At 71.1% G+C, this 24041-nt stretch carries 17 protein-coding genes; 4 read left to right on the top strand and 13 right to left on the bottom strand.

All coding sequences use genetic code 11. The annotated features are described in order from the left end of the window. Positions 1-295 precede the first annotated feature (295 nt). The 9 genes from AB0M03_RS28865 to eccD form a co-directional block, all read right to left on the bottom strand. Positions 296-1981, bottom strand: a complete 1686-nt coding sequence (locus AB0M03_RS28865) for a ribonuclease J (protein WP_363496268.1) — start codon at positions 1979-1981, stop codon at positions 296-298. A gap of 164 nt (positions 1982-2145) precedes the next feature. Beyond that, the gene (gene dapA, locus AB0M03_RS28860) at positions 2146-3045 is read right to left on the bottom strand and encodes a 4-hydroxy-tetrahydrodipicolinate synthase (protein WP_363496265.1); all 900 of its coding nucleotides are present in this window, start codon (positions 3043-3045) and stop codon (positions 2146-2148) included. A 228-nt stretch (positions 3046-3273) separates the two neighbouring features. After that, positions 3274-4002, bottom strand: a complete 729-nt coding sequence (thyX, locus tag AB0M03_RS28855) for an FAD-dependent thymidylate synthase (RefSeq protein WP_363496262.1) — start codon at positions 4000-4002, stop codon at positions 3274-3276. Continuing rightward, positions 3999-4460, bottom strand: coding sequence for a hypothetical protein (locus AB0M03_RS28850; RefSeq protein ID WP_363496259.1), 462 nt, complete (start codon positions 4458-4460; stop codon positions 3999-4001). The genes thyX and AB0M03_RS28850 overlap by 4 nt, the downstream gene beginning before the upstream one ends. A gap of 7 nt (positions 4461-4467) precedes the next feature. Then, positions 4468-5214 carry a 4-hydroxy-tetrahydrodipicolinate reductase gene (gene dapB / locus AB0M03_RS28845; protein WP_363496257.1) on the bottom strand — a complete coding sequence of 249 codons (747 nt, stop codon included), beginning with the start codon at positions 5212-5214 and terminating at the stop codon, positions 4468-4470. Further along, complete coding sequence (locus AB0M03_RS28840; protein WP_363496254.1) at positions 5211-6578, bottom strand: pitrilysin family protein; 1368 nt, start codon at positions 6576-6578, stop codon at positions 5211-5213. The genes dapB and AB0M03_RS28840 overlap by 4 nt, the downstream gene beginning before the upstream one ends. Positions 6579-6677: 99 nt before the next feature. Beyond that, entirely contained in the window at positions 6678-8885 is a 2208-nt protein-coding gene (locus AB0M03_RS28835; RefSeq protein WP_363496251.1) for a polyribonucleotide nucleotidyltransferase, read from the bottom strand. Positions 8886-9315: 430 nt separating this feature from the next. Beyond that, complete coding sequence (gene rpsO / locus AB0M03_RS28830) at positions 9316-9606, bottom strand: 30S ribosomal protein S15 (RefSeq protein WP_030274764.1); 291 nt, start codon at positions 9604-9606, stop codon at positions 9316-9318. A gap of 139 nt (positions 9607-9745) precedes the next feature. Next, entirely contained in the window at positions 9746-11215 is a 1470-nt protein-coding gene (gene eccD, locus AB0M03_RS28825) for a type VII secretion integral membrane protein EccD (RefSeq protein WP_363496248.1), read from the bottom strand. Between the two features lie 582 nt (positions 11216-11797). Here eccD and eccCa point away from each other — a divergent pair. Together eccCa and AB0M03_RS28815 are read left to right on the top strand one after the other, a co-directional pair. Continuing rightward, positions 11798-15751 (top strand): type VII secretion protein EccCa, encoded by a 3954-nt coding sequence (gene eccCa / locus AB0M03_RS28820; protein WP_363496245.1) that lies wholly within the window; start codon positions 11798-11800, stop codon positions 15749-15751. A 480-nt stretch (positions 15752-16231) separates the two neighbouring features. Beyond that, positions 16232-17632 carry an APC family permease gene (locus AB0M03_RS28815; RefSeq protein ID WP_363496242.1) on the top strand — a complete coding sequence of 467 codons (1401 nt, stop codon included), beginning with the start codon at positions 16232-16234 and terminating at the stop codon, positions 17630-17632. A gap of 81 nt (positions 17633-17713) precedes the next feature. On the opposite strand, the gene mycP is transcribed toward AB0M03_RS28815, so the two are convergent. The 4 genes from mycP to AB0M03_RS28795 form a co-directional block, all read right to left on the bottom strand. Beyond that, positions 17714-19018, bottom strand: coding sequence for a type VII secretion-associated serine protease mycosin (gene mycP, locus AB0M03_RS28810; RefSeq protein WP_363496239.1), 1305 nt, complete (start codon positions 19016-19018; stop codon positions 17714-17716). A gap of 110 nt (positions 19019-19128) precedes the next feature. Further along, entirely contained in the window at positions 19129-19419 is a 291-nt protein-coding gene (locus AB0M03_RS28805) for a WXG100 family type VII secretion target (protein WP_363496236.1), read from the bottom strand. 79 nt (positions 19420-19498) lie between these two features. Continuing rightward, the gene (locus AB0M03_RS28800; protein WP_363496234.1) at positions 19499-19807 is read right to left on the bottom strand and encodes a WXG100 family type VII secretion target; all 309 of its coding nucleotides are present in this window, start codon (positions 19805-19807) and stop codon (positions 19499-19501) included. Positions 19808-19987: 180 nt separating this feature from the next. Further along, entirely contained in the window at positions 19988-21577 is a 1590-nt protein-coding gene (locus AB0M03_RS28795; RefSeq protein WP_363496231.1) for a type VII secretion protein EccB, read from the bottom strand. 317 nt (positions 21578-21894) lie between these two features. Here AB0M03_RS28795 and eccE point away from each other — a divergent pair, with 317 nt between their 5' ends. Together eccE and AB0M03_RS28785 are read left to right on the top strand one after the other, a co-directional pair. Next, on the top strand, positions 21895-23163 hold the full coding sequence (gene eccE, locus AB0M03_RS28790) for a type VII secretion protein EccE (RefSeq protein WP_363496228.1): 1269 nt from the start codon (positions 21895-21897) through the stop codon (positions 23161-23163). Then, complete coding sequence (locus AB0M03_RS28785; RefSeq protein WP_363496225.1) at positions 23163-23927, top strand: hypothetical protein; 765 nt, start codon at positions 23163-23165, stop codon at positions 23925-23927. Before eccE ends, AB0M03_RS28785 begins: the two co-directional genes overlap by 1 nt. Positions 23928-24041 lie beyond the last annotated feature (114 nt).

The following is a 24041-nucleotide window of genomic DNA, read 5'->3' as shown; positions in this document are numbered from 1 at the left end:
CGCTGTTGAGTTCTCAAGGAACGGACACTTCCTTCGGACCGCCTTCCAGCGGACCCTCCGGGCGTTTCGCTCTTTCGTGTTTCCAGCTTATCAGATGTTTTCCGCTCCGTTTTCCGGAGCCTGTTTCATCGGATTGGCTTTCGCCTTTCGGCGCTCCCGAACTCTATCAGAGTTTTTTCACCGGATTTACCGCCTCGAACTGAATTCGATCAGTGCCGTCCGGCAGTGGGGCAACCCGGAGAACATTACGCCCCGGGTCGCCCCACGTCAAACCTGGCCGGACAGGGCCGAGGACTCAGACCTCGACCACGACCGGGAGGATCATCGGACGGCGGCGGTAGTTGTCCGCCACCCACTTGCCGATGGTCCGGCGCACCAGCTGCTGCACCTGGCGGACCTCCAGCACGCCGTCGCCGGCGGAGCGGGTGAGCGCCTCCTCCAGCTTGGCGACGACCGGCACGAACGCGCTGTCGTCGATGCCGGAGCCGCGGGCCTGGATGGTCGGGCCGCTCACGATCTTGCCGTTGGTGGAGTCCACCACGACGAAGGCCGAGATGAAGCCCTCCTCACCGAGGATGCGGCGGTCCTTCAGTGAGGCCTCGGTGATGTCGCCGACGGAGGAGCCGTCCACGTACACGTAGCCGGCCTGCACCTTGCCGACGATCCGGGCGACGCCGTTCTCGAGGTCGACGCAGACGCCGTCCTCCGCGATCACGGTGCGCTCCTTGGGAACGCCGGTGAGGATGCCCAGGTCGGCGGCGGCCCGCAGGTGGCGCCATTCGCCGTGCACCGGCATCAGGTTCCGCGGGCGGCAGATGTTGAAGAAGTACAGCAGCTCGCCGGCCGAGGCGTGGCCGGAGACGTGCACCTTGGCGTTGCCCTTGTGCACGACCTTGGCGCCCCAGCGGGTCAGGCCGTTGATGACCCGGTACACCGCGTTCTCGTTGCCCGGGATCAGCGAGGAGGCGAGCACCACGGTGTCGCCCTCGACGATGCGGATCTGGTGCTCCCGGTTGGCCATCCGCGACAGCGCGGCCATCGGCTCGCCCTGCGAGCCGGTGCAGATCAGCACGACCTTGTCGTCCGGCAGGTCGTCCAGGGTCTTCACGTCGACGACCAGGTTGCCGGGGACCTTCAGGTAGCCGAGGTCCCGGGCGATGCCCATGTTGCGGACCATCGAGCGGCCCACGAAGGCCACCTTGCGGCCGTACTCGTGCGCGGCGTCCAGCACCTGCTGGATGCGGTGCACGTGGCTGGCGAAGGAGGCCACGATGATGCGGCGGTTGGCGTTCGCGAAGACGTTGCGCAGGGCCGCGGAGATGTCCCGCTCGTGCGGGATGAAGCCGGGGACCTCGGCGTTGGTGGAGTCCACCAGCAGCAGGTCCATGCCCTCCTCGGCCAGCTTGGCGAAGGCCGGGAGGTCGGTGAGGCGGCCGTCCAGCGGAAGCTGGTCCATCTTGAAGTCGCCGGTGGCGACGACCATGCCGGCCGGGGTGCGGACGGCGACTGCCAGGGCGTCCGGGATGGAGTGGTTGACGGCGATGAACTCGCAGTCGAAGGGGCCGATGCGCTCGCGCTCGCCCTCCTTCACCTCCAGGACGTACGGGCGGATGCGGTGCTCGGCGAGCTTGGCCTCGATCAGGGCGAGGGTGAGCTTCGAGCCGATCAGCGGGATGTCCGGGTTCTCCCGGAGCAGGTACGGGACGGCACCGATGTGGTCCTCGTGCCCGTGGGTCAGAACGATGCCGTCGACCTTGTCGAGGCGGTCCCGGATGTAGGTGAAGTCCGGGAGGATCAGGTCGACGCCGGGCTGCTCGTCCTCGGGGAAGAGCACGCCGCAGTCGACGATCAGGATGCGGTCCCCGTACTCGAAGACCGTCATGTTGCGGCCGATCTCACCGAGGCCGCCGAGCGGGGTGATGCGGAGAGCGCCCTCCTTGAGTGCCGGAGGTGCGCCGAGTTCGGGATGCGGGTGGCTCAAAAGACTCTCCTCACGACGCACGCCATATGCCCGGGATCGTCCGGCGACATATGGCGTGCGTCCATCGTTGGTTTCCTACGTACCAGGTGCCTCCGCGCCTTCGGTCCGGTCCAGCGGCAGGCCTCGGAAGGCCCGGCGAGCCGGGGCGCGCACGTCTGTGTCTGCTAGAGGTGTACCCCGCCGGAGGCCAGATCCTGCTTCAGTTGTGCAATCTCCTCCGGCGTGGCGGACACCAGCGGGAGGCGCAGCGGGCCTGCGGGGTGTCCCTGCAGGTTCAGTGCGGCCTTGCTGAGGATCACGCCCTGGGTGCGGAAGACGCCGGTGAAGACCGGCAGCAGGGACTGGTGGACGGCGGTGGCCTTGGCGGTGTCGCCGGCCGCGAAGGCCTCCACCATGGCCTTGAGCTCGGGGGTGACGACGTGGCTGACGACGCTGACCACGCCGACGGCGCCGACCGAGAGCAGCGGCAGGGTCAGGATGTCGTCGCCGGAGTACCAGGCGAGCTCGGAGCGGGCGATCGCCCAGGAGGCGGCGCCGACGTCGCCCTTGGCGTCCTTGTTGGCGACGATCCGCGGGTGCTCGCCCAGCCGGACCAGCGTCTCGTGGCTCAGCGCGACGCCGCTGCGGCCCGGGATGTCGTAGAGCATGACCGGCAGCTCGGTGGCGTCGGCGACGGCGACGCTGTGCCGGTACAGGCCCTCCTGCGGGGGCTTGCTGTAGTACGGCGTGACCGCGAGCAGGCCGTGGGCGCCGGCGGCCTCGGCCTGGCGGGCCAGCTCGACGCTGTGGTGGGTGTCGTTGGTGCCGACACCGGCCACGATGTGCGCCCGGTCCCCGACCGCCTCCACCACGGCGCGGACGAGCTGGGCCTTCTCGGCGTCGCTGGTGGTCGGGGACTCGCCGGTGGTGCCGTTGAGCACGAGACCGTCGTTGCCGGCGTCCACGAGGTGGGCGGCGAGGCGCTGGGCGCCGTCGAGGTCGAGCCCGCCGTCGGCTGTGAAGGGGGTGACCATCGCGGTCAGGACCCGGCCGAAGGGCGTCTGGGGGGTGGAGGTCGGAGCCATGCGTCCAAAACTACTCGTAGGCCACCGGGAGGCAGTCACGCCGGTCCACGGTTCGGACAGAATCGCACGAGGTCGGCGGTGGGCAGAGGCGCCGGAACATGGGATTCCGGTGCTGCCCGCTCGGGGGTTCGGGCAGCACCGGAATCCGTGATCCGAGCGTAGGGAGCGGGCGGAACCCCTGCAATCCGGACATGCGGGAGGGGCCGCCCGTTCACCCGTCGCCGCAGGTCAGGGGGCAACCCGGCCGTGTGCGTTGAAGGCCGCACGGGTGAGCGGCATGAGCTGCGCCCAGTGCTCCTCCATCTGCTCGGCGACCATCTCGATCTCCCGCTGCGGGAACGACGGCACGGTGGCCTGCTCGTTCTTGGTGCGCAGCGACAGGAAGTGCATCAGCGAGCGCGCGTTGCAGGTGGCGTACATGGACGAGAACAGGCCGACCGGGAGGACGGCGCGGGCGACCTCGCGGGCGACGCCGGCGGCGAGCATCTCCTGGTAGGCGCGGTAGGAGGCCCGGTAGGACTCCTCCATCGCCTCGCTGGTGACCTTGTGCTGCTCCGCGGTGCCCTCGACGAACTCGTACCGGCCGGGCTTGCCCTGCTGGACGAGGCGGCGCTCGGGGCCGGGGACGTAGAAGACCGGCTGCAGCTCGCGGTAGCGGCCGGACTCCTCGTTGTAGGACCAGCCGCTGCGGTGCCGGTGGAACTCGCGGAACACGAAGATCGGCGCGCTGATGAAGAAGGTCATCGAGTTGTGCTCGAAGGGCGTGCCGTGGCGGTCCCGCATCAGGAAGTTGATCAGGCCCTTGGACTTCTCCGGGTCCTCGCCGATCGTCTCCAGGGACTGCTCGCCCTTGGTGGAGACCCGGGCGGCCCAGAGGACGTCGGTGTCGGTGGCGGCGCTGCGGACGAGCTCCACCGTGACGTCGCTGCGGAACGTGGGGGCCAGGTCGTCGCTCACGCGGTGCTCCTCGTTTCGAGTGGGGTGCCGTGCAGCTTGATGGCGTGCTGCATGGCCTTGCGGGCGCGCGGCGTGTCGCCGGCGTCGGCGTAGGCCACGGCGAGGCGGAAGAAGACCCGCCAGTCGTGCGGGGAGGCCTCCGCCTCGGCCTTGCGGCGGGCGAAGACCTCGTCGGCGGAGGCACGGTCGATCCGGCCGCCGGCGGTGCGGCGCAGCTCGTCGACGGGCAGGCCGCCCTCGGCCTCGAGTTCGCGGGCGAGCTGCTCGCTGGCCCGGCCGAAGCGGACGGTCTGGCGGAGGAACCAGATGCCGATCGGCGGGATGACGAAGGCGCACATGCCGAGGCCGATGCCGAGCGGTTTGCCGGTGGCGACCAGCTGGACGCCCTCTCCTATGCAGAGCAGGGAGGTGACGACCAGGGCGGCGGCGAGCAGGAAGAAGCCGGTGCGGGAGGTCATGCCGGGCTCACAGGTCCAGGAAGTGTTCGAGGCCGAAGGTGAGTCCGGGGGTGTCCACGATCCTGCGGACGCCGAGCAGGATGCCGGGCATGAAGCAGCTGTGGTGCAGCGAGTCGTGGCGGATGGTGAGGGTCTCGCCGGCGTCGCCGAACAGCACTTCCTGGTGAGCGAGCAGGCCGCGCAGGCGGACGGCGTGCACGGGGATGCCGTCGACGTCGGCGCCGCGGGCGCCGGGCAGGGAGTGCGTGGTGGGGTCCTGCTGCGCGGGGCGGCCGGCGGCGGCGCGGGCGGCGGCGATGAGCTGCGCGGTGCGGGTGGCGGTGCCGCTGGGTGCGTCGGCCTTGCGGTCGTGGTGGAGCTCGACGACCTCGACAGACTCGAAGTACTTGGCGGCCTTCTGGGCGAACTGCATGCCGAGCACGGCGCCGATGGAGAAGTTCGGCGCGATGAGCAGGCCGGTCGCGGGGGCCTCGGCGAGCCAGCCGTCGACGGTGGCGAGGCGCTCGTCGGTCCAGCCGGTGGTGCCGGTGACCACGTGGATGCCGTGGTGCAGGGCGAAGTCGAGGTTGCCCATCACCGAGTCGGGGTGGGTGAGCTCGACGACGACCTGGACGCCCGCGTCGGTCAGCTCGGAGAGCTTGGAGTCGCGGCCGAGGGCGGCGACGAGCTCCATGTCCGGGGCGGCCTCGACGGCCTTCACGGCCTCGGAACCGATCCGTCCCCTGGCGCCGATCACGGCGACTCGCAGCGTCATGCGGTTTCCTCCTTGGCGAGCTGGTCGGCGATGGCGGCCGCCCGCTTGGCGTTGATCGGGCCGATCAGGGCGAGCGACGGCCGGTGCGCACCCAGCACATCACGGGCGACCGCCCGGACGTCGTCCAGGGTCACCGCCGCTATCTTCGCGAGCATGTCGTCCACGGACAGGTGGGTGCCGTAGCAGAGTTCGGCCTTGCCGATGCGGTTCATCAGCGAGCCGGTGTCCTCCATGCCGAGCACGGTGGAGCCGGAGATCTGGCCGATGGCCCGGTGGAGCTCCTCCTCGGTGATGCCGTCGGCGACGACCTTCGCGAGCTCCTGCCGGCAGATCGCGAGGACCTCCTCGACGCGCTTGGGCTGGCAGCCGGCGTAGATGCCGAACATGCCGCTGTCCGCGTAGGAGGACGAGTAGGAGTAGACCGAGTAGGCGAGGCCGCGCTTCTCCCGGACCTCCTGGAAGAGGCGGGAGCTCATGCCGCCGCCGAGGGCGGCGTTGAGGACGCCGATGGCCCAGCGGCGTTCGTCGTGGCGGGGCACGCCGGGCACGCCGAGGACGAGGTGGGCCTGCTCGGTGGGCCGGTTCAGGACCTCGGTGCGGCCGGCGGTGCGCAGGGCCTTCACGCCGCGGCGGACCTCGGCAGGGTGGCCGGTGGAGCGCTCGAGGACGGGCGCGAAGGCCTCCTCGACCAGCTTGACGACCTTGCGGTGGTCGAGGTTGCCCGCGGCGGCGACGACCAGGTGCTCGGGCTTGTAGCGGCGCTTGTAGAAGCCGGCGATCTGGTCGCGGGTGAGGTTGGTGACGGTCTCCTCGGTGCCGAGGATGGGCCGGCCGAGCGGGCCGCTGCCGTAGATCACCTTGGCGAAGAGGTCGTGGACGACGTCGCCCGGGTCGTCCTCGGCCATCGCCATCTCCTCGAGGATGACGCCGCGCTCGGCGTCGACGTCCTCGGGGCGGATCAGCGAGCCGGTGAGCATGTCGCAGACCACGTCGATGGCGAGCGGCAGGTCGGTGTCGAGCACCCGCGCGTAGTAGCAGGTGTTCTCCTTGGCGGTGAAGGCGTTCATCTCGCCGCCGACGGCGTCGAGGGCCGCGGAGATCTCGAGGGCGCTGCGCCGGGCGGTGCCCTTGAAGAGCAGGTGCTCCAGGTAGTGGGTGGCGCCGTTGAGGACGGGCGTCTCGTCGCGCGAACCCACGCCGACCCAGATGCCGAAGGTCGCCGAGCGGACGGTGGGCAGGGTCTCGGTGAGGACCCGCAGACCGCCGGGGAGGACGGTGCGGCGCACCGTGCCGGCGCCGTCGACGCCCTTGAGCAGAGTCTTGGTGGTGCCGGGGCGCTGCTGCGCCGCGGAGGCCTGAGCCACCGGGGTGTACCTCTCAGATCGGGGAAGAACAGGGTGCGGCCCGCACGCCGCGAGGGGCGTGCGGGCCGCGGGAGGACTACCTCGTCCCTCGGGGCTGCGTCACTCGGAGGCGGCCTCGCCGCCCTCCTCGCCCTCGATCACGGGGACGAGGGAGAGCTTGCCGCGCGGGTCGATCTCGGCGATCTCGACCTGCACCTTGGTGCCGACCGCGAGCACGTCCTCGACGTTCTCCACGCGCTTGCCGCCGGCGAGCTTGCGGATCTGCGAGATGTGCAGCAGACCGTCCTTGCCGGGCATGAGGGAGACGAAGGCGCCGAAGGTCGTGGTCTTCACCACGGTGCCCAGGTAGCGCTCGCCGACCTCGGGCATGGTCGGGTTGGCGATCTGGTTGATCGTGGTGCGGGCGGCCTCGGCGGCCGGGCCGTCGGAGGCACCGATGTAGATGGTGCCGTCGTCCTCGATCGTGATCTCGGCGCCGGTGTCCTCCTGGATCTGGTTGATCATCTTGCCCTTGGGACCGATGACCTCACCGATCTTGTCCACCGGGATCTTGATCGTGATGATGCGCGGGGCGTACTGCGACATCTCGTCCGGAGTGTCGATGGCCTCGTTCATCACGTCGAGGATGTGCAGGCGGGCGTCCTTGGCCTGCTTCAGCGCGGCGGCGAGCACCGACGCCGGGATGCCGTTCAGCTTGGTGTCGAGCTGGAGGGCGGTGATGAAGTTGCGGGTGCCGGCGACCTTGAAGTCCATGTCGCCGAACGCGTCCTCGGCGCCGAGGATGTCGGTCAGCGTCACGTAGTGGGTCTCGCCGTCGATCTCCTGGGAGATCAGGCCCATGGCGATGCCGGCGACGGGGGCCTTCAGCGGCACACCGGCGTTCAGCAGCGACATGGTGGAGGCGCAGACCGAGCCCATCGAGGTGGAGCCGTTGGAGCCGAGCGCCTCGGAGACCTGGCGGATGGCGTACGGGAACTCCTCGCGGGTGGGCAGCACGGGCAGGATCGCCCGCTCGGCCAGCGCGCCGTGGCCGATCTCGCGGCGCTTGGGCGAGCCCACGCGGCCGGTCTCGCCGACGGAGTACGGCGGGAAGTTGTAGTTGTGCATGTAGCGGCGGCGCGTCTCCGGGGAGAGCGTGTCGAGCTGCTGCTCCATGCGGAGCATGTTCAGCGTGGTGACACCCAGGATCTGGGTCTCGCCGCGCTCGAACAGGGCGGAGCCGTGGACGCGCGGGATGGCCTCGACCTCGGCGGCCAGGGTGCGGATGTCGGTGACGCCGCGGCCGTCGATGCGGACCTTGTCCTTGATGACGCGCTCGCGGACGATCTTCTTGGTCAGCGCGTTGTAGGCGGCGCTGATCTCCTTCTCGCGGCCCTCGAAGTCCGGGAGGAGCTTGTCCGCGGCGATCGCCTTGATGCGGTCGAGCTCGTTGTTGCGCTCCTGCTTACCGGCGATGGTGAGCGCCTGGGCGAGCTCGTCCTTGACCGCGGCGGTCAGGGCGTTGAGCACGTCGTCCTGGTAGTCCAGGAAGACCGGGAACTCGCCGGTCGGCTTGGCGGCCTGGGCGGCCAGCTGGGCCTGGGCGGCGCAGAGCACCTTGATGAACGGCTTGGCGGCCTCGAGGCCGGCGGCCACGATCTCCTCGGTCGGGGCCTCGGCGCCGTCGGCGACCAGCTTGATGGTCTTGTCGGTGGCCTCGGCCTCGACCATCATGATCGCGACGTCGCCGTCCGGCAGGGCGCGGCCGGCCACGACCATGTCGAAGACGGCGTCCTCGAGCTCGCTGTGGGTCGGGAAGGCGACCCACTGGCCCTTGATCAGCGCGACGCGGACGCCGCCGATCGGGCCGGAGAAGGGCAGGCCCGCGAGCTGGGTGGACGCGGAGGCGGCGTTGATGGCCACCACGTCGTAGAGGTGGTCGGGGTTGAGCGCCATCACGGTGACGACGACCTGGATCTCGTTGCGCAGGCCCTTGACGAAGGACGGGCGCAGCGGGCGGTCGATCAGGCGGCAGGTGAGGATGGCGTCCTCGGAGGGCCGGCCCTCGCGACGGAAGAACGAGCCGGGGATGCGGCCCGCGGCGTACATCCGCTCCTCGACGTCGACGGTCAGCGGGAAGAAGTCGAAGTGCTCCTTCGGCTGCTTGGACGCGCTGGTGGCCGACAGGACCATGGTGTCGTCGTCGAGGTAGGCGACGGCGGAGCCGGCGGCCTGGCGGGCCAGGCGGCCCGTCTCGAAGCGGATGGTACGGGTGCCGAAGCTGCCGTTGTCGATGACGGCCTCGGCGTAGAACACGTTCTCTTCCACCTGGAAGATCTCCTCTTTCGTACGTCTCCGGTGGAGCGTCCCCCAGCGTCCGCCCGTCAGGCCCTGCGGGCCGGTCTTCGATCGAAGCCCCCGGGCGTCTGTCGACGACTCCCGGCGGCCACTACCGAGGACCGGCGCCTCTCGGCTTGCCTGGTCGGCGGTCGCGTGCGGACGCTCCCCGGATGCGGGCGGCCTCCGTTTGAGGCCTGCGGCCCGCGCAGGGCGATGGGTGCTGCCCGGTGCCGTCCGCGTGACGCGCGGCCGGGCACCTAACCGGGCATGCCCTTCACCTTACAAATTCACACCCTACAGAGCTCGCCATTACCACGCGTGCGGCAGCGATTCTCCGGGGGTGTTCCGCGGCAGTTCCCTGCGGCGGATGCGCCGAAGGGCGGCCCCCCGGGAAGGGGAGCCGCCCCACGGAGCGGTGTCAGCGAGCGCCGCCCGCGGCGCCGCGGCGGATGCCGAGGCGGTCGACGAGGGTACGGAAACGCTCGATGTCCTTCTTGGCCAGGTACTGCAGCAGGCGGCGGCGCTGGCCGACCAGGATCAGCAGACCACGACGGGAGTGGTGGTCGTGCTTGTGGGCCTTCAGGTGCTCGGTCAGGTCCGAGATACGGCGGGAGAGCATGGCCACCTGGACCTCGGGGGAGCCGGTGTCGCCCTCCTTCTGGCCGAACTCGGCGATGATCTGCTTCTTGACGTCGGCGGCGAGAGCCACGGCATCTCCTTCGGGGTGGCCGAGTGATCCCGGTAGACGACACAGGATCTGACAGAACTCGGACTGACCAAGCGTACCAGCGCCCGCCGGCGTCCCCTTGCACGGGGCGCCGGCGGGCGCGGGAGCGGGTGCGGCGGCGTCAGCTGGTGGCGCCGCGGACCAGTGCGTAGATGTCGAGCACGGCCAGCGCGAGCGGGACGAGCGAGATCAGCATCAGGCTGTCCACCATGTCCAGGATGCGGCCCCAGAACGGGGAGACGCCGAGCCGGGGCACGACCAGCGCGATCGCGGTGAGCAGCGCCGCGCCGACCGCGACGGAGGCCGACAGCCACACGGTGCGCAGGTCGATCGAGGTGTCGGTGCCGCCCTGCTGGATCTGCTCCAGGATGAACAGCGGGGTGTGCAGGGACAGGCCGAGGATCAGCAGGCCGAGGCCGGCCAGGCCGGCGACGGTGAGGCTGAAGACCTGCGCGGTGTAGCGGAACAGCCGGGCGCGCAGCATCGTCGAGACGCCGACGGCCAGGGCGAGCAGCTCGCCGAAGGTGGAGTTGCTGAAGCCGAGCACGGCGCAGGCGCCGATCACGGTGGCCGCGCAGCCGCCGACCAGGCCGACGAGGACCTCGTGGCCGCGGCGGGCCTGGTGGGCGATCCGCTCGTACTGGACGGCCTCGGAGCGGCTGCTCTCCTCGCCGTAGGCGGTGCCGCGGGTGCGGGTCTGGCCGGGGGCGCTGAACCCGACGGGCAGCCGGGCGAAGCGGGCGGAGAGCGCGGGCAGGAAGCCGACTGCGGCGACCGCGGCGACGCCGGTGACGGCCGCGATGTGGGTGGCCGGGGTGCCGTCGAGCAGCACGGCGGCGAAGGTGGCCAGGGTGCCGGCGGCGGCGAGGAAGGAGGAGGCGACGAAGACCGAGTCCTTCTCCGGCAGCAGGCCGACCAGCAGCACGGACACGATGAGCACTGCGACGCAGCCGATCAGGAACTGCAGGCGGCCGGGGCCGTCGCCGACGTGGCCGACCGGGGCCGCGCCGGAGCCGGCGATCAGGGCGTGCGGCAGGGCGCCGAGGCCGAGCGCGAGGCCGGCGGCGTGGTCCCCGTAGACCCGGGCGCGGACGCCGGCGAAGGTCACCAGGACGACCGCGGTCACGCCGGAGAGGATGCCGGGCAGGCCGTGCATGTCGTGGCGCAGGTCGGAGAACCAGAGTGCGAAGCCGAGCAGGGCCAGCAGCAGGGTGGCCCCGGTCAGGCCGAAGGCCCGCATGAGGTCGGGGCTCCAGAAGCGGCGGTCGGCCTCGACGGCGCTGGCGATGGCGTCCGCGACGTCGTCGTAGACGGCCGGCGGCAGCGACTCGGCGAACGGGCGCAGGCTCAGCAGGTCACCGTCGCGGACCTGCTGGGCGGCCAGCGGCAGGCCGCTGTCCAGCACGGTGCCGTCGCGGCGCACCAGGTGGAACCCGGTGGGCGTGCCGTCGACCTGGGTCTGCCCGGTGAGGCGGAGCACCTCGGGGTAGATGTCGGCGAGCGGCACGTCCTCGGGCAGTGCGACGTCGATCCGGCTGTCCGGTGCGACGACGGTCACCCGGCAGAAACCGGTCGTTGCGCCGGCGCTCATGCGGTCACCTCCACGAGCCCGGAGGACGCGTGGCACACCGCGCACCTCTGACCTGTCCGCTCGCTGTGCTCGCTCACCGGCGCTCCCCCTTGTCGGATTTGCCTGCTCGTCAGCTCTTGCTTTCCCGTCGCCCTTCTCCCGGCCCGACCGGAACTGACACGGTCGCGGCCAGAGTTGGCGCGGCGTTACCCTACCGCCCGCCGGAGGTGCGATGTCCCCGGGTACCCCGCCCGAATTCCCACCCCCTCGCGGGGGGCGGTGAAATGCCGTGCAACGGTGTGCCGTTGGTGGAGGAGATTCGACGCTTCGTACCGGAAATCTCCTCAGCTGACCCCGTGGTCGAACCGTCGCCGCTGCCCAGTAGGATCGGCCCCTGCGCAAGGCGTACGGGGGCCCGGCTGGTGCAGCACCCTCGATTGCGTCTGCGGTCGGCGGAGCGGGGGCGGCGTCATCGCACGGGGCGCCCTCACCCGTACGTAATCGGTGTGCGTGAGGGTTGGTGCCAGTGAGCGAGCGAAGCGAACGGACCGTCAAGAGGTCCGGGTTCCGCGCAGCGGCCGCCGGGCGGAGCGGGGCGGCCGCATGAGTGTCGTGACGGTGAAGCGTCCGCCGCGGGCGTATCCGCCGCCGGTGCCGGACGAGCCGGTGGAGCTGGTGGCTCCGCCGGAGCTGCCGCGGGCCGGCGGCGAGGACTGGATGATGTCCCTGCTGCCGCTGCTCGGCATGGGCGGCTCGGCGGCGTTCTTCTTCTCCCCGGGCGCCCAGGGCCCGATGAAGATCATGGGTGTCCTGATGGTCGCCTCGACCGCGGGCATGGCGGTCGCGCAGATCGTCAAGGCGCGCCGCGGCGGCAACGCCGGCACCGCGGACGAGCGCCGGGACTACCTCAAGTACCTGCAGCAGATGCGCCGGCAGGTGCGGCGCACGGCGGAGCGGCAGCGCGGTGCGCTGCTGTTCACCCACCCCGAGCCCGACCAGCTGTGGTCGATCGTGGCCGAGGGCCGCCGGCTCTGGGAACGCAGGCCCACCGAGGCGGACTTCGCGCAGGTGCGGCTCGGTACCGGGCCGCAGCAGCTGTCGACGCCGATCGTCGCGCCGCAGACGGCCCCGATGGACGAGCTGGAGCCGATGGCCGCCGAGGCCATGGGCACCTTCATCAAGTCGCACGGCACCCTGCAGGACCTGCCGCTGGCGGTCTCGCTGCGCGCCTTCTACCACATCACGGTGTGCGGCGACCCGGACACCGTGTACGGCAACGTCCGGGCGATGATCGCCCAGTTGACGACCCTGCACTCGCCGGACGACCTGATGGTCGCCGTCGCCGCCGCCCCGGGCGCGGTCGACGAGTGGGAGTGGGCGAAGTGGCTGCCGCACGCGCAGCACCGCAAGGAGAACGACGGCGCCGGTTCGCGCCGCCTGATCGCCACCGGCCTCGGCGAGCTGGAGGAACTGCTCGCCAAGGAGCTGGAGGGCCGCAAGGGCTTCTCCCGGGACAACGTGCCGAGCGCCGACAAGCCGCACCTGATCGTGGTCATGGACGGCGCCTCGGTGCCGCACGACTCGGTCCTGGCCGGCCCGGACGGCGTGGAGGGCGTCACCGTCATCGAGGTCGTCCCCGGTGACCTGGACGAGCCCAGCGGCCACCTGGTCGTCACGGTCGGCAAGGACAGCCTGCTGCTGGAGTCCGCCTCCGGCGCGTCCTACTCGGGCCGGCCGGACACGCTGTCCGCCTGGCAGTCCGAGGCGCTGGCCCGCCAGCTGGCCCCGTTCCGGGTGTCGGCCGGCGGGGACGACGGCGACCCGTCGCTGGTGTCCATGGACTTCACCGAGATGATGAACACCGGCGACCCGGGCTCCTTCGACCCGGCCCGGCACTGGCGGCCGCGCCCGATGGCCGAGAAGCTCAAGGTGCCGCTGGGTGTCGGCCAGAACGGCGAGTACGTCTGGCTGGACATCAAGGAGGCCTCGCTCCAGGGCATGGGCCCGCACGGCATGTGCGTCGGCGCGACCGGCTCCGGCAAGTCCGAGGTGCTGCGCACCATCGTGCTGGCGCTCGCGGTGACCCACTCCTCCGAGGTGCTGAACCTGGTCCTCGCGGACTTCAAGGGTGGTGCCACCTTCGCCGGCATGGCGGAGATGCCGCACACCGCGGCCGTGATCACCAACCTCGAGGGCGAAGCGACCCTGATCGACCGCATGCGCGACGCGATCGAGGGCGAGATGAACCGCCGCCAGGAGCTCCTGCGGGCGGCGGGCAACTACGCCAACATCAACGAGTACGAGCGGGCCCGTGCGGCGGGTGCGGCGCTGGACCCGCTGCCCTCGCTGCTGATGATCATCGACGAGTTCTCCGAGCTGCTCACCGCCAAGCCGGACTTCATCGACCTGTTCATCCAGATCGGCCGCATCGGCCGTTCGCTCGGCATGCACATGCTGCTCGCCTCGCAGCGGCTGGAGGAGGGCAAGCTCCGCGGTCTGGACACCTTCCTCTCCTACCGCCTGGGTCTGCGCACCTTCTCGGCCGCCGAGTCGCGGGCCGCGATCGGCGTGCCGGACGCCTACCACCTGCCGCCCATCCCCGGTGTCGGCTACCTGAAGTTCGGCTCCGACGTCATGGAGCGCTTCCGGGCCGCGTACGTCTCCGGCCCCTACCGTCCGCCAGGCCAGCAGCGCACCAGCGGCGGCCAGGTGATCACCGCGCAGCCGGTGCTGTTCACCGCCGCCGAGGTGGCGGTCGTCGAGCCGGTGGTCGAGGAGGTGTTCGAGGAGGTCGAGGAGATCGACGACTCGCTGCTCGACACCATGCTCGACGTGTTCGTGCAGCGCATGATCAGCCAGGGCCCGCCGGCCCACCAGGTGTGGCTGCCGCCGCTGGAGGAGGCGCCGAGCATCGACGGCCTGGTGCCGCCGCTGCAGGTCACCGCGGAGCGCGGCCTGACCTCGCCGGAGTTCGGCGCGCTCGGCCGCCTGGTGGTGCCGGTCGGCATCGTCGACAAGCCGCGCGACCAGCGCCGCGACGTGATGTACCAGGACTACTCGGGCGCGGCCGGCCACGGTCTGATCGTGGGCGGTCCGCAGTCCGGCAAGTCCAACATGGTGCGCACCCTGGTCTCCGGGTTCGCGGTCACGCACACCCCGGTCGAGGTGCAGTTCTACCTGCTGGACTTCGGCGGTGGCGCGTTCGGCGCGCTGGCCGGCCTGCCGCACGTCGGCGGGGTGGCCGGACGCCTGGACGTCGAGAAGGTGCGCCGCATGGTCAGCGAGGTGCACGGTGTGCTCAACCGGCGCGAGGAGCTGTTCCGCTCGGCCGGCATCGACACCGTCGCCACCTACCGCTCCCGCCGCGCGGCCGGCCAGCTGCCGGACGAGCAGTTCGGCGACGTCTTCCTGATCATCGACGGCTGGCTGACCTTCAAGCAGGAGTACGAGGTCCTCGAGCCGGTCATCAACGACATCGCGCAGCGCGGTCTGACCTACGGCGTGCACGTGATCGTCACCGCGGCGCGGTACGCGGAAGTGCGGCCAGCCCTCAAGGACCTGCTGCAGAACCGCACCGAGCTGCGCCTCGGCGACTCGATGGAGTCGGAGATCGACCGCAAGGTCGCGGTCAACGTCCCGGCGGGCTCGCCCGGCCGCGGTCTGACCGCAGCCAAGCTGCACTTCCTGTCCGGCCTGCCGCGCCTGGACGGCTCGTCCGGGACGGAGGACCTGGCGGACGGCGTGGCCGACCTGGTGGCACAGATCGACGCCGCGTGGACGGGGCCGCGCGCCCCGCAGGTCCGCATGCTGCCGGCCGTCCTGGACGGCCACGCGCTGCCGAAGGGCTTCGAGCACCCCGAGCTGGGTGTGGCCTTCGGTGTGGACGAGGTCGAGCTCGCGCCGGTCTTCGTCAACTTCGAGACCGACCCGCTGTTCATCGTCTTCGGCGAGAGCGAGTCCGGTAAGTCGGCGCTGCTGCGGATGCTGATCAAGCAGATCACCGAGCGGTACACCCCGGACCAGGCGGGCATCGTGGTCGGCGACTTCCGCCGCTCGCTGCTCGGCGTGGTGCCGCAGGAGTACCTGGTGGAGTACTCGGCGGCGGCGCCCGCGATGTCGGCGGCCGTGGAGATGCTCCGCGGCGCCTGTTCGCGCCGCCTGCCCGGCCCGGACGTCACGCCGGAGCAGCTGCGCAACCGCAGCTGGTACAGCGGCAAGGACATGTTCGTGATCGTGGACGACTACGAGCTGGTCGCCACCTCCTCGGGCAACCCGATGGCGCCGCTGGCCGAGTTCCTGCCGTTCGCCCGCGACATCGGCCTGCGCGTGATCATCGCGCGCAGCGCCGGCGGTGCCGGCCGCTCGCTGTTCGAGCCGGTCATGCAGCGGATGCGCGAGCTGGGCGGCCAGGGCGTGCTGCTCTCGGGCGACAAGAACGAGGGTGCGCTGCTCGGCACGGTCAAGCCGCAGCCGCTGCCGCCGGGCCGCGGTGTGTTCGTCTCCCGCCGGATCGCCTCCGGCCAGACGGTGCAGACGGGATGGCTGCCCGCCCCGTGACCGCCCCGCGGTGGTGACCTTGCGTGACCGGAAGGGCCGGACTCCTCGGAGTCCGGCCCTTCCGGCGTCCCAGGCCGTGGACGGTGCCAGAACGTTATCTACTTTTTTGCCGGCGCCGGCTGCGGTTCCCGTACCGGTCGGGGCGCCGCCCGGGCCCCGAGAGGTCCGCCTTCAGCCCGAGGAGTGAAACGGCTCACAACCTTTGATTCCTTGATAAAAATCGCAATTTTGTCTTTGATTCAATCTTCACCCACCCGAGTTGACAAGACGGACAAAGGTGAGAATTGCCACACGGCATCAACAGTTCGCATGTTTATGCGGCTCGGTGCAACGGATTCCGTAGCAGATCGCGCGTTGACGCAAGCAAAGCGTCGCGCTTCCATGGCCATCCGGGAGCGACGAGACACAAGGCCGCCCAGCGCCCATCGGAGGCGATACCGCTCCCTCCCCCCAAGCCCCGCACAGCCGATCGGATGCCCCATGACCGACACGCTTCGCCCGCCACTCGCCGTAGCCGAACCCACTGCGGCGACGGGCACCCCCAAGAAGCTCACCCGTTCGATCGGTGTCGTGGGCGGAACCCTGCTCACGCTCTCCTGCGTGACCCCGGCGTCCTCGCTGTTCGTCATCGTGCCGGAGCTGTTCTCCTCGCTCGGCACCTTCACCGCCATGTCGATCGCCATCGGCGCGCTCATCTGCATCGCGGTGGCCTTCTGCTACTCCGAGCTCGGCACCCTCGTCCCCAGCGCCGGCGGCGAGTACGCCATGGTCGGCACCCTGGCCGGGCGCTTCGCGGGCTGGCTGGTGTTCGTCCAGTCGCTCATCGTCGTGATGATCGTGCCCTCGCTGATCGCGATCGGCACCGCCGACTACCTGGCACCCATCGTCCACATGGACGCCCGCTGGGCCGGCGCCGCCGTCATGATCGCCGCCACCGTGGCAGGCCTGCTGGACCTGCGCGCCAACGCCTGGATCACCGGCATCTTCCTCGTCCTGGAGGTCATCGCCGCCGCGGTGGTCGCCTTCCTGGGCTTCGGCCACGCCGAGCGCGGCGCGAGCAGCCTCTTCCACGGCTCGGTCGTCACGGACGGCGCCACGAGCGCAGTAGGCCTCGGTGCGATCGTCGCCGCCATGGGCACCGCGCTCTTCGTCACCCAGGGCTTCTCCACCGCCATCTACCTCTCCGAGGAGCTGGAGAACCCCCGCCGCAACGTCGCCCGCACCGTGCTGTGGACGCTGGCCCTGTCGGTCGTCATCATCATCCTCCCGGTCGTCGCCATCACCATGGGTGCCCCGGACCTCGCCGCCCTGAGCGCCGGCAACATCTCCGACCTGGTGACCGGCTGGAGCAACTCCGCGGTCGGCACCTTCATCAGCCTCTGCGTCGCGCTGGCCATCATCAACGCCGGCATCGTCATGGTCATCCAGAACTCCCGGGTGCTGTTCGCCTCCGGCCGCGACAAGGCCTGGCCCGAGCCGGTCAACCGCGCCTTCGGCACCCTCAACCGGTTCAGCGCCCCGTGGGTCTCCACGCTGGCGGTCGGCGTCCCCGGTGCGGTGCTCTGCTTCGTCCCGCAGGACCAGCTGACCAACATCACCGGCGTCGCGGTCACCGCGCTCTACCTGCTGGTCGCCGTGGCCGCGCTGTTCTCCCGCCGCGCCCACCACAAGCACGCCCCCGCCTGGCGCCAGCCGCTGTGGCCGGCGCTGCCCGTCCTGCTGACCGTCGGCCTGGCCTACCTGCTGACCCAGCTGGACACCCAGGCCCTGCTGTGGACCGGCGGCATCACGGTGGTGGCGAGCCTGTACTGGCTGTTCTACCTGCGCCCCCGGCAGGCCGAGCGCTGGGTGATCACCCTGCCCGAGGACGAGCAGGTCTGACCCGCCCGGACACCGCGAACGCCGTCGGCCCGACCCCCGTTGCGGGGCCGGGCCGACGGCGTCGTACGGGCGCTGCGGGGCTCAGCCCTCGTGGCGGCGGCGGTGGTCGCGCAGGACGACCGAACCGCCCGCCAGGGCCGCCACGGCGAGGACGCCGCCGCCCAGCACGTAGGTGCCCGTCCGGCGGTCCCGGTCGGCCTGGGTCTCCGCCAGGCCGAGCGGCTGCGCGACGACCGGCACCCGGTCGAGCGCCACCTTCGGGTCCTCGTGGGCCTCGCTCGCCTGCTCGTCGCCGCTCTGCACGGCCTTCACCGGGTCGACGACGCCCCAGCCGATGAACTTGTTCGGGCCGCGCTGGTTGCGCTGCGCGGTCTGCTCGATGCGCGCGCAGATCTGCGCCGCCGTCCAGTCCGGGTAGGCGCCCTTCAGCAGGGCCGCCACCCCGGCCACGTAGGGCGCGGAGAAGCTGGTGCCGTTGTCGACGCACTGGCCGCCGGCCGGCACGGTGGAGAGCATGTCCACGCCAGGCGCGGCGACGTCGACGAATTCGCCGTACTCGGAGAACGGGGCGCGCTCGTTGTTGCGGTCCGAGGCCCCGACCGCCAGCACGCTCTTGAAGGCGGCGGGGAAGGTGTCGCCCTCGCGGCCGTCGTTGCCGGAGGAGGCGACGATGACCACGCCCTGCTTGTCCGCGGCCAGGACCGCGGCCTCGAGCTGGTCCTTGAACGTGAAGTCGGCCTTGTCGCCCTCGGCCCGGACGTCCTGCGAGATGTTGATGACGTCGGCGCCCTGCTTCACCGCGTCGTTGATCGCCGTGATCAGGCTCTCGACCGAGCCGCTGCCCTGGTCGTCGTTCTGCTTGAAGGACAGGATGACCGCGTCCGGCGCGAGCCCCACGAACCCCGTCGCGGCGATCGGCTTGGCCGCGATGATGCCGGCCACCTTGGTGCCGTGGCCGACCGTGTCGGTCTTGGCGTCGGGCTTCTGGTTGCTCTGCTTGTCGACCAGGTAGGAACCGCCGGCGAAGACCTTGCCCTGCAGCTGCAGGTTGCGGTCGTCCACACCGGTGTCGATCACCGCGACCTTCACCGGGTCGCCCTTCTTCCGGCCCGGCACGTCCTTGGACAGCTTGCCGGTCCGGCCGTCCTTCCAGAGCTCGTTGAGCAGCACCCGCTGGAGCGCCCACGGCGTGCCCTGCACGTTGTCGGACGGGAACTTGCACTCACCGGCCGCGGCTATGCCGATCGGCGACCAGAGCGCCGAGCCCTGCGACGCCGACGGCGAGGGCGTGGGCGTGGCCGCGTACGCCGGGGCCGCGGCGAACGAGCCGACCACCCCCAGCACCACGGACGCGGCGGCCGCCCTGCGGAACGTACCCAACGACACCTGTCTTCCCCTCATGCTCCGGATGCCGTGCGCGTCTGCACGCGCGGTGGGCGGGCGCCCGTCGGACGCCCGCCCACATCAGTGATGCCGCGCCGCGAGGCGGCGGGGGCTCAGCTCCAGACGCCCGCGTTCTTGGACTCGGTCGCCTGGTAGCTCTGCGCCGCGTTGTCCAGCGTGGTGGCGATCTGGCCGAGCACCTGCTGCAGGTCGGCGGCCTTGTTGTCCCACTCGGCCTGGCGGGCCTGGTAGCCCTGCTGGGCCGCACCCTCCCAGCTGGCGGCGATGCGCTGGACGCCGGCCTTCAGCTCGTCCAGCTGCGACTGGATGCGCTGGGCGGTCTGGCGGATCTCCGACGCGGAGCTCTGGATGGTGGAGAAATTGACGAGAATGTGGTCGGACATGGTGTCTCCTAGTCGATGGAATCGGCGCGACCCGACACGCGGGCCGATTTACGGCCGAGGCCGTACGGACCCGCGAGGATCAGAAAGAGCCGCCGACGCCGGTCATCGAGGACTGCTGGTCCTGCTCGGTCTGCGCGTACAGCTTGGTCGTCGCCTCGATCGCCTGCTTGATCTCGTCGAGCACCTTGTTGAGCGCCGTGGCGTCCTCGTTGAAGCGGGTCTGCATCTGCTGGTAGGCCTGCGCCGCCGCACCCTGCCAGCCCGACTTGATCGAGTCGACCAGCGAGTTGAGCCGCTGAATCTCGCCCTGGACCTGCGCGTTCACCTCGCCGATGCGGTTGGCGAAGGCATTCATTTCCTCAGCGGTCGTCTTGAACTGACCAGCCATGATCCACCGTCCCCCATGAGACTGACATTCATCCTCGGGTAGTGCCGGTACGGCCTACCCGTCGACACCACGTTGCGGTGTCCCCAGCACTGTAGCCGCCAAGCGCAAGTCACCCAACACCGGAGTGCCGGTAGTTACCAGACCATGACACGGCCGCCACGCAACCGCCCTGACGGCACGTCACGCGGTCTGGGCGGTCTCCGCGGCCTTGGTGCTCAGCGAACCGCCGGCCGGCACCAGCACCGACCAGCTCAGCGGAACCATGCTCGGCACCACGGTCTTGTAGCCCAGCCGGGCCTGGGCGCCGTTCTCCTCGCCGTTGCCCTGCTGCTGTTGCTGCGGCGCGGCGCTCGGCGCCGGCGAAGGCCCGTTGCCACCGTCGTTGTTGGCCTGCAGTGAGTAGCGCAGCCCGGTCTCGGTGATCAGGAACGTGGTGCCGGAGCTGTCCTGCGCGCCCGGCCCGGTCTGGCCGTCCACCGCGCGGTACAACAGGCCGTGACCGGGCGTCACATGGGCGCTCGCGGAGCCCAGCGACACCTTCGCCGGATAGTCGGTGTGCGCCCACACGGTGCGCTTGACGACGCCCTTGTCGTAGCCCTCGAAGGTGCTGCAGATCACCGAACGGGTGCCCTTGGGGCCGACGTTGAGCGGCAGCTGCGGCTTGGCGTCCGGCAGGTCGCCGGTGTCCAGCATGGACTTGTCGACCAGCGGGGCCAGTTCGGCGTTGTCCTTCGGCGAGATCTCCGCGGCCTTCGGCGTGGCTGCGCCGCCGTACGCCACCTGCAGATCCGGGAAGTTGCGGATCACCTCGGCCTGGAACGGCGTCACCGCGAACAGCTTGTCCTTGCCGACCACGTAGTACGTGTTCTGGAAGACCAGCAGCCGGCCGACGAACCGCTCCTGCGCGTTGCTGAGCGGGACGCTGGAGGGAGTCTTGGTCCTGGTCAGGTCCTTGATCTGCGGGAACACGATCGGCTCGCCGTTCTCCAGGGTGTCCAGCCAGGCCTTGGTCACCTGCTGGGGCTGCACCCCGTCGCCGAACAGGCCGGACTCCAGCGCCTTCCGATCGGTGCCCTCCAGGTCCGTCTTGCCGACCGCGTGCTTCACGCCGTTCATGTCGACCAGGAACTTGCTGCCCTCGTCGCCCTTGCGCAGCGGCGGCGCCTGCACGTAGAGCCCCTGGCCCTCCTGCAGCACCATGGCCGGGTTCGACAGCACCTTGGCGTCCTGGCCCGCCGCGACGAACACCGCCTGGTTGATGCTCACCTGGCTGGTGTCGACACCGGGGCGGTCGCACACCGACCACTTCTTCGCCTCCCCCGCGTCGGCGGAGGACGGCAGCTTGTCCGGCGCGTACGGGATGCCGATGGTGGCGCCGTGGTTCTTGTAGTTGTCGAGCACCTTGTCGGCGACCTGGACGACCTTCGAACCGGCCGGCAGCAGCAGCTTGGCGGACGACATGTTGAGGACCTGGTGCAGCACCTTCTCGTGCGTCTGCGGGTCCTCCAGCACCACGTACCGGGTCGTGGAGTCCTTGCCCTGGATGATGTTCTTGCCGTCGTCCCAGTTCTTGGGGGCACTGGGCTTGATGACGCCCCACATGCCGAAGCCCGCCACGACCACCGCGGCCACCACGAAGCTGGGCAGCACCGCCCGCACCGGGCGCGGCGCGTCCTCGTCGTTGCCCCCGCCGCCGGGCTGCAGGAACGCGCCCACCGTCCGCCGCCGGGCGAAGTTGTACGCGTTCAGCTCGTCCCTGCGTGATGCCATGCTCGTCCCCGTCTCCCCTGTTGTACGGCGCCTGTACGACCGTCAACGCACGTTCGCCGTGCGTGAGTCTGCCACCCGGCGGGCACCGCGCGCGCTGAACCCTCTACGATGCCGCAGCAGACGGTGAGTACGGTAACGGGTAGGGTTCACCGCCCGGTCGGCCGGGCCGTGACATCTGATCAGAGAGGGTCCATCGGGGGATGCCAAGCCAGACCGCTCCAGCTCGACGAAGCGCCTCGCACGGCCGCAGGCCGGGAGGCCGGGGGGCCGACCCGGGCGGCCGTCGGGCCCGGTCCGCGGCGCCCGCGACCGCACCGGTGGCGCTGCGCGTCCACCCCCGCCCCGGCCGGCTCGGCCGCCGGCTCCAGCTGCAGCAGCTGGTGATGCTGGAGGTCGCGGCCGCCCTGGTCGCGGTCGGCTGGACGATCGCACCGGCCATGGCCGGCGCGTTCGCCGTGCCCGCCGTGCTGCTGGCGATCGTGGCCCTGCTCCCGCTCGGCGGCCGCACCCTGCCGGAGGCGCTGCGCATCCGGTCGGCCCTGAAGGCCCGCCGCAAGGAGGCGCAGTACAACGTGCCGCCGCCCGGCACCGACCCGGCGCTCGCCCCCGCCCTGGAGGTCGAGCCCGCACTGCGCACCTGCACCCACGTCACCGAGACCGACCTCGGCGACGGCCGGCCCATGCGCCGGGAGACCGGCATGGTCGGCGACGGCACCTTCTACACCTCCGTGCTGTTGGTGCAGGCCAAGGACCAGCCGCTGCGCCCGGCCCGCACCGCGCTGCCGCTGCCGCTCGACATCGTCTGCTCGGCGCTCCAGGTCGACGACATCTCCCTGGAGTCCGTCCAGCTGGTGCAGCACACCCAGCCCGCGCCGGCCCCGCACCTGCCCGACCAGTCGCTGGCCGCCCGCGCCTACCAGCAGCTGCAGGACGGCCCCGCCACCCCGGCGCTGCGGCTGACCTGGGTCGCGCTCAAGCTCAACCCGGAGACCTCGTCCACCGCGGTGCTCGCCCGCGGCGGCGGCGAGGAGGGCGCCCGCAAGACCCTCCAGCGCGTCACCGACCAGCTCGCGGGCCGGCTCAACGCCGCCGGGTTCACCGCCACCGTGCTCGACGAGCAGGAGCTGATCGCCGCCCTGGCCATCTCGATCTGCGCCAACCCGGTGGCCGTGGCCGGCCGCCAGGGCAGCGGCGGCGGCGGGACGGCCGCCCGCCGCACCCAGGAGAGCAGCAAGTTCTGGCGGATCGACGACCGCTGGCACAGCACCTTCTGGATCTCCAAGTGGCCGCAGCTCAGCCGCCCTGGCGGCGCCCCCGGCCGGATCTCCGCGCCCGACATGGTCAACCTGGTCACCGGCACGCCCGCACTGGCGAGCACCTTCAGCCTGACGGCCAGCCGGGGCACCGGCGGCTCGGTCGCCGTCAGCGGCCACGTCCGGGTCACCGGCCGCAGCGAGAGCGAGGTCGCCCAGGTCGGGCGCCTGGTGGAGTCGCGCGCGCAGAGCGCCGGCGTCGGCCTGACCCGCCTCGACCTGGAGCAGGCGCCCGGCCTGCTCGCCACGCTGCCCCTGGGAGGGACGTCCTGATGGCCTATCAGTCCTACCCCACCCAGGCCCCGCAGCCTGCCGCGGAGCAGGCCCGGCCGGTCCGCATCCGGCCCGGCTTCGGGCTGCGCGGCCCCAAGCGCGAGAAGCACGTGCTCACCACCGAGGACCTGGGCGCGCTGTCCTTCCCGGTCGGCGACGACGGCGTGGTCATCGGCGTCGACCCGCAGCAGCAGCCCGCGGTGATCGGCCTGTTCCGCCCGCACGCCTACGACGTGGTGCTGGTCGGCGGCATGTGGACGGCCCAGGTCATCGCCCTGCGCGCGGCGGCGACCGGCGCCCGGGTGGCCGTGGAGACCGGCCGTCCGCAGGCCTGGGCGCCGATGGCGCAGGCCGCCGGCGGCGGCCAGCCCTGCGTGACGATCCACCAGGTCGGCCGGCTCGGCCCGCAGGGCGCCTCGGTGGCGTCCCCGGTGCTGGTGATCCGCGACCTCGGTGCGCGTCCTTCGCGCAGCCGGCTGTCGGCCGCGCCCTGGCAGACCACGCTGACCCTGCTGCCGTACCTCGGCCCGAACGCGAGCCGCGTGCTCAACTCGGCCGACCTGGTGGGTGTGCAGCGCGTCTCGCCGCAGGAGGCGGAGACCGTCTCGCGCATCCTGTCGCTCGGCGACCAGGAGGTCGCCGCGCTGCCGACGCTCGGCGACAACATCACCCTGTGGGCGACCCGGATGCGCCGCCAGTACGTGATGACCAACCCCGTCGAGGCCGAGGCCCAGCTGCTGGGCGGCCCCCGCCGGATGGACTGACAGCACCTCACGGCACGGACGGTGTCCGTACCCGCTGCGGCCGGCACGGACCCCCGTGTCGGCCGCGACCGTTTCGAGCGGTCACGACCGGGGACGGGGGAGGCAGAGGCCGCG

Origin of the sequence: Kitasatospora sp. NPDC051914 (genome assembly GCF_040680995.1) — a bacterium.
Classification (GTDB): domain Bacteria; phylum Actinomycetota; class Actinomycetes; order Streptomycetales; family Streptomycetaceae; genus Kitasatospora.
Note: the sequence above shows the minus strand (reverse complement) of the source record. Positions and strands in the feature narration are given on the sequence as shown.